Here is a 5928-nt window from a genome sequence, read left to right as displayed (position 1 = left end):
GGAAATGCATACACAATGCCTCAAGAGGCTTCTGATAAGCTCTTATTAGTTGGTGGAGGTGTCGGAACAGCTCCCATGTTGTATTTAGGTGAACAATTGGCTAAAAAAGGCCACAAACCTACGTTCTTGTTAGGTGCCCGTAGCGACAAAGATTTGTTGCAGCTGGAAGAGTTTGCCAAATATGGAGAGGTGTATACTACTACGGAAGATGGTAGCCATGGCGAAAAAGGATACGTAACTCAACATTCTATATTAAATAAGGTACGATTTGAGCAGATTTACACTTGTGGTCCTAAACCAATGATGGTGGCTGTGGCAAAATATGCCAAAAGTAATCAGATAGAATGTGAAGTTTCTTTGGAAAATACAATGGCTTGTGGTATTGGAGCATGCTTGTGCTGTGTGGAAAATACGACAGAAGGTCACTTGTGTGTATGTAAAGAAGGTCCTGTTTTTAATATAAATAAACTACTATGGCAGATTTGAGTGTAAACATTGGTGAATTACAAATGAAGAATCCGGTAATGACGGCATCTGGTACATTTGGATATGGTGAAGAGTTCTCTGATTTTATTGATATAACGCGAATAGGTGGTATTATTGTAAAAGGAACGACTCTTCACAAACGTGAAGGGAATCCTTATCCGCGTATGGCAGAGACTCCTTCTGGGATGTTAAACGCTGTAGGACTGCAAAATAAGGGTGTTGACTACTTCGTAGAGCATATATATCCTCGTATAAAAGACATTCAAACGAATATGATTGTAAACGTTTCGGGGTCTGCGATCGAAGATTATGTAAAAACGGCTGAAATCATTAATGAACTTGACAAAATTCCTGCTATAGAACTAAATATCTCTTGCCCCAATGTGAAGCAAGGAGGTATGGCTTTTGGTGTGTCAGCAAAAGGAGCATCAGAAGTAGTGAAAGCAGTGCGTTCTGCTTACAAAAAGACACTTATCGTAAAACTCTCCCCAAACGTTACGGATATCACCGAAATAGCTCGCGCGGCAGAAGAAAGTGGTGCAGATAGCGTGTCATTAATCAATACATTGCTGGGTATGGCGATTGATGCGGAACGTAAACGCCCTATTTTATCAACGATAACAGGAGGAATGTCGGGAGCGGCCGTAAAACCTATCGCATTGCGTATGGTGTGGCAAGTTGCTAAGGTGGTAAATATTCCTGTCATTGGTTTAGGGGGTATTATGGACTGGAGAGATGCTGTCGAATTCATGCTTGCAGGTGCAACGGCTATCCAGATTGGTACGGCAAATTTCATAGATCCTGCTGTTACTATTAAAGTGGAAGATGGTATAAATAATTACTTGGAAAGACACGGATGTAAGTCTGTAAAGGAAATTATTGGTGCGCTTGAGGTGTAATTGAAAACATACAATAACCATTCGCGCTAAGTCTGCGAGAAAAATGCTATTTGTCTTTTGGGTAAAGGAAGAATAAGCAAGCTGGAAATAGCGGATGAAAAATAAGTCTGTGTTTAACGATTAGCTATCAGCAAGATTTTTATAAACTGAAGGCAAAATAAAAACGACGGTGAGGATTTACATATTCTTCACCGTCGTTTTTATTTACACTTTATTTTATTTTCCCAATAAGTCGGGACGAAGTTTTCTGGTACGTTCCAGGGATTGTTGCAGTTCCCATTCTTTGATTTTTGCTTCATGACCGGATAAGAGAATATCGGGAACTTTCCATCCTTTATAATCCGCAGGTCGTGTATATACAGGTGCTGCCAGCAAATTATCCTGGAAAGAATCGGAAAGTGCGGACTGTTCATCAGAAATGACTCCGGGGATGATACGTACGATGGCGTCCGCCATCACCGCTGCTGCTAGTTCTCCTCCTGTTAATACGTAATCTCCAATGCTGATTTCTTTAGTAATCAGGTGTTCGCGGATGCGGTAATCGATACCTTTGAAATGTCCGCAAAGAATAATGAGATTCTGTGCCAACGAGAGGCTGTTGGCCATCGGCTGGTTGAACTGTTCTCCGTCGGGGGTCGTGAAAATAACTTCATCGTAGTCGCGTTCTGCCTTCAGAGCATTGATGCAACGCTCGATGGGTTCTATTTTCATAACCATTCCGGCAAACCCTCCAAAAGGATAATCATCGACACGGCGATATTTATCTTCGGTATAATCACGCAGATTGTGAATATGTATCTCTGCAAGTCTTTTATCTTGAGCTCGTTTCATGATAGAACAATTGAAGAAACCTTCAATCATTTCGGGTAAAACTGTTATAATATCAATACGCATAATCTTTTAATTTTTCGCAAAAGTACAAATATTCAAAGATAAACATGTATTTTTGCCTTAAACAATCGAAGAAATATGGATATAAAGGAAAAAATAGAGGAATTGCGTGCCGAACTTCACCGGCATAATTATAATTATTATGTGTTGAATGCTCCTGAAATCTCAGATAAAGAGTTTGACGACAAGATGCGTGAACTTCAGGATTTGGAACAGGCACATCCGGAATATAAAGATGAAAATTCGCCTACGATGCGTGTAGGTAGCGATTTAAACAAGAATTTCACGCAAGTGGCTCATAAATATCCTATGTTGTCACTGGCAAATACATATTCAGAAGCGGAAGTGACGGACTTCTACGACCGTGTCCGTAAGGCATTGAATGAGGATTTCGAGATTTGTTGTGAAATGAAATATGACGGTACTTCTATTTCGCTGACTTATGAAGATGGAAAGTTGGTTCGTGCCGTCACCCGTGGGGATGGAGAAAAGGGGGATGATGTGACGGATAATGTGAAAACGATCCGTTCTATTCCGCTTGTATTGCATGGTGATAATTATCCTGCCTCTTTTGAGATACGTGGAGAAATTCTTATGCCATGGGAAGTGTTTGAAGAGTTGAATCGAGAGAAAGAAGCGCGTGAAGAGCCGCTTTTTGCCAATCCGAGAAATGCGGCTTCCGGTACATTGAAGTTGCAGAATTCTTCTATTGTGGCTTCCCGCAAACTGGATGCTTATTTGTATTATTTGCTGGGTGATAACCTGCCTTGTGACGGACATTATGAAAATCTTCAGGAAGCGGCAAAATGGGGCTTTAAAATCTCTGATTTGACGCGTAAGTGCCAGACATTAGAGGATGTTTTTGAATTTATCAATTATTGGGATGTAGAGCGTAAAAATCTGCCGGTTGCCACAGATGGGATTGTTTTAAAGGTGAACAGTTTGAGGCAGCAGAAGAATTTGGGATTTACAGCTAAATCTCCTCGATGGGCTATTGCTTATAAATTCCAGGCAGAACGTGCATTGACTCGTTTGAATAAGGTGACTTATCAGGTAGGAAGAACCGGAGCTGTCACACCAGTAGCTAATCTGGATCCTGTGCAGCTTTCAGGAACGGTTGTAAAACGTGCGTCCTTGCACAATGCGGATATTATTGAGGGGCTTGATTTGCATATTGGAGACATGGTTTATGTAGAAAAAGGCGGTGAAATTATTCCTAAGATTACAGGGGTTGATAAAGATGCACGTAGTTTTATGCTTGGTGAGAAGGTTCGATTCATCGTTAATTGTCCCGAATGTGGCAGTAAATTAGTCAGGTATGAAGGGGAAGCTGCTCATTATTGTCCGAATGAAACAGCGTGTCCTCCTCAAATCAAAGGCAAAATAGAGCATTTTATTAGTCGAAAGGCTATGAATATTGATGGATTAGGGCCGGAAACGGTGGATATGTTCTATCGTTTGGGATTAATTGAAAATACGGCCGACTTGTATAAACTTACAGCTGATGATATCAAAGGTTTGGATCGTATGGGTGAAAAATCGGCAGAGAATATCGTAACGGGAATTGCGCAAAGTAAAACAGTTCCTTTCGAGCGTGTAATCTTTGCTTTAGGAATCCGCTTTGTTGGTGAGACTGTGGCTAAAAAGATTGCGAAGTCGTTTGAGAATATCGATGATTTACAACAGGCAGATCTTGAAAAATTGGTAAGTATCGATGAAATCGGAGAAAAAATAGCTCAAAGTATACTTGCTTATTTTGCTAATGAGTCTAATCGTGAGTTAGTTAACAGGCTAAAGGAGGCTGGACTGCAACTTTATCGCACAGAGGAAGATTTGAGTGGATACACTGATAAGTTGGCAGGACAGTCTATTGTTATCAGTGGTGTGTTTATTCATCACTCGCGTGACGAATATAAGGAACTTATCGAGAAAAACGGAGGGAAAAATGTTGGAAGCATTTCCGCGAAAACGAGTTTTATCCTGGCTGGAGATAATATGGGACCTGCAAAGCTCGAAAAAGCAAAAAAACTTGGAATAACCATATTAAGCGAAGACGAATTTCTGAAACTTATATCGTAAGATAAGAAAAATATTCGTACTTTTGCGGCTAAATAAATTAGAGATTATAATTAAAACTCATGATACAGACTAAATTGAAAGGAATGGGGGTAGCACTGATTACTCCTTTCAAAGAGGATGAGAGCGTTGACTATGACGCGTTGATGCGTATGGTGGACTATCTATTGCAGAATAATGCGGATTTCTTGTGTGTGCTGGGAACTACAGCTGAAACACCGACTCTGACCGAGGAAGAAAAGAAAACCATAAAAAAGATGGTAATTGACCGCGTTAACGGAAGAATTCCTATTCTGTTGGGTGTAGGTGGTAATAATACTCGCGCTATTGTAGAAACATTGAAAAACGATGATTTTACAGGGGTTGATGCTATATTGTCTGTGGTGCCGTATTATAATAAACCTTCTCAAGAAGGTATTTATCAGCATTATAAAGCGATTGCGGAAGCTACGGAGCTCCCTATCGTATTGTATAATGTTCCGGGACGTACGGGAGTAAATATGACTGCTGAAACTACGTTGCGGATTGCCCGTGATTTCAATAACGTAGTTGCTATTAAAGAAGCATCCGGCAATATCACGCAAATGGATGATATTATTAAAAATAAACCGGAAAATTTTAATGTAATCTCTGGAGATGATGGTATCACCTTTCCTCTCATAACATTGGGAGCTGTTGGCGTGATTTCGGTAATTGGTAATGCTTTTCCTCGTGAATTTAGTCGCATGACACGTTTGGCGCTTCAAGGAGACTTTGCCAATGCGTTGACTATTCATCATCGATTTACGGAATTATTTAACCTGTTATTTGTCGATGGAAATCCGGCAGGCGTAAAATCAATGTTAAATGCGATGGGGATGATTGAAAATAAGCTTCGTTTGCCGCTGGTTCCTACTCGTATTACTACATTTGAGGCAATACGTAAGGTTTTGAATGAATTGAATATTAAATGCTGAAAAAAGATGGACTCTTGACTAGTTCATAATAAACATCGAAGTGTTTAAAATAAATATCCCAATGATTAAATTTAATCATTGGGATATTTATTTTAAATCAGCCTATGATTTTTTTATTTTTATTCTCTCCTTCATCTTTCTTCTGAATAGCCTATGAATAAGGAATTTAGAGATGAAGGAGCTTCTTAAAAGCTGTTGTTTGTTGTGGTGGATTATATTTTGCGTTATCCTCTAAGCTTGCGTAGATGATATGGGTTGTTTTTGTTCTGTAAAGCGGCGCTTTAGACATAGAAAAGCATAGCTTTAGCCTATCGAAAGCTATGCTTTTTCTTTCTTTTTCAATGGAACATATTTGTTTTATAAATCAGTTCGATAAAAAAATAACCTACCACATGTTTCTTTTCTAATATCGAGCCGGGATATAAAATAGCTGAATGGAAAAGGCCGATTTCTTCGATGAAATGGGGGAAAAATAAAATCCTCCACATAAAATGCAGAGGATTAAGTGATCGCGACAGGATTCAAACCTGTAACCGGCTGATCCGTAGTCAGCTACTCTATTCAGTTGAGCTACGCGACCCTATAATTTGTAAGTTTTCAGTGACCGCGACAGGATTCAA

Annotated in this window: 5 protein-coding genes and 1 tRNA gene; 4 read left to right on the top strand and 2 right to left on the bottom strand. The window is 39.7% G+C overall.

Features of this window, described 5'->3' with window-relative positions; genetic code table 11:
• A partial coding sequence (locus tag BXY_RS02300; protein WP_457851318.1) for an iron-sulfur cluster-binding protein occupies positions 1–486 on the top strand: 486 nt, incomplete at its 5' end.
• Complete coding sequence (locus tag BXY_RS02295) at positions 474–1385, top strand: dihydroorotate dehydrogenase (RefSeq protein ID WP_008640229.1); 912 nt, start codon at positions 474–476, stop codon at positions 1383–1385. The genes BXY_RS02300 and BXY_RS02295, both read left to right, overlap by 13 nt.
• Positions 1386–1601: 216 nt before the next feature.
• Here BXY_RS02295 and trmD read toward each other — a convergent pair whose 3' ends face one another.
• On the bottom strand, positions 1602–2279 hold the full coding sequence (gene trmD / locus BXY_RS02290) for a tRNA (guanosine(37)-N1)-methyltransferase TrmD (protein ID WP_015531117.1): 678 nt from the start codon (positions 2277–2279) through the stop codon (positions 1602–1604).
• A 75-nt stretch (positions 2280–2354) separates the two neighbouring features.
• Between trmD and ligA the strand changes: the two genes are divergently transcribed.
• Positions 2355–4355 carry an NAD-dependent DNA ligase LigA gene (gene ligA, locus BXY_RS02285; protein WP_015531116.1) on the top strand — a complete coding sequence of 667 codons (2001 nt, stop codon included), beginning with the start codon at positions 2355–2357 and terminating at the stop codon, positions 4353–4355.
• A 59-nt stretch (positions 4356–4414) separates the two neighbouring features.
• Positions 4415–5308, top strand: coding sequence for a 4-hydroxy-tetrahydrodipicolinate synthase (dapA, locus tag BXY_RS02280; RefSeq protein ID WP_004312921.1), 894 nt, complete (start codon positions 4415–4417; stop codon positions 5306–5308).
• A gap of 506 nt (positions 5309–5814) precedes the next feature.
• On the opposite strand, the gene BXY_RS02275 is transcribed toward dapA, so the two are convergent.
• Positions 5815–5888: transfer RNA gene (locus BXY_RS02275), tRNA-Arg, on the bottom strand.
• Positions 5889–5928: the final 40 nt, after the last annotated feature.

The organism is Bacteroides xylanisolvens XB1A (assembly GCF_000210075.1).
GTDB classification, from domain to species: Bacteria; Bacteroidota; Bacteroidia; order Bacteroidales; family Bacteroidaceae; genus Bacteroides; species Bacteroides xylanisolvens.
Note: the sequence above shows the minus strand (reverse complement) of the source record. Positions and strands in the feature narration are given on the sequence as shown.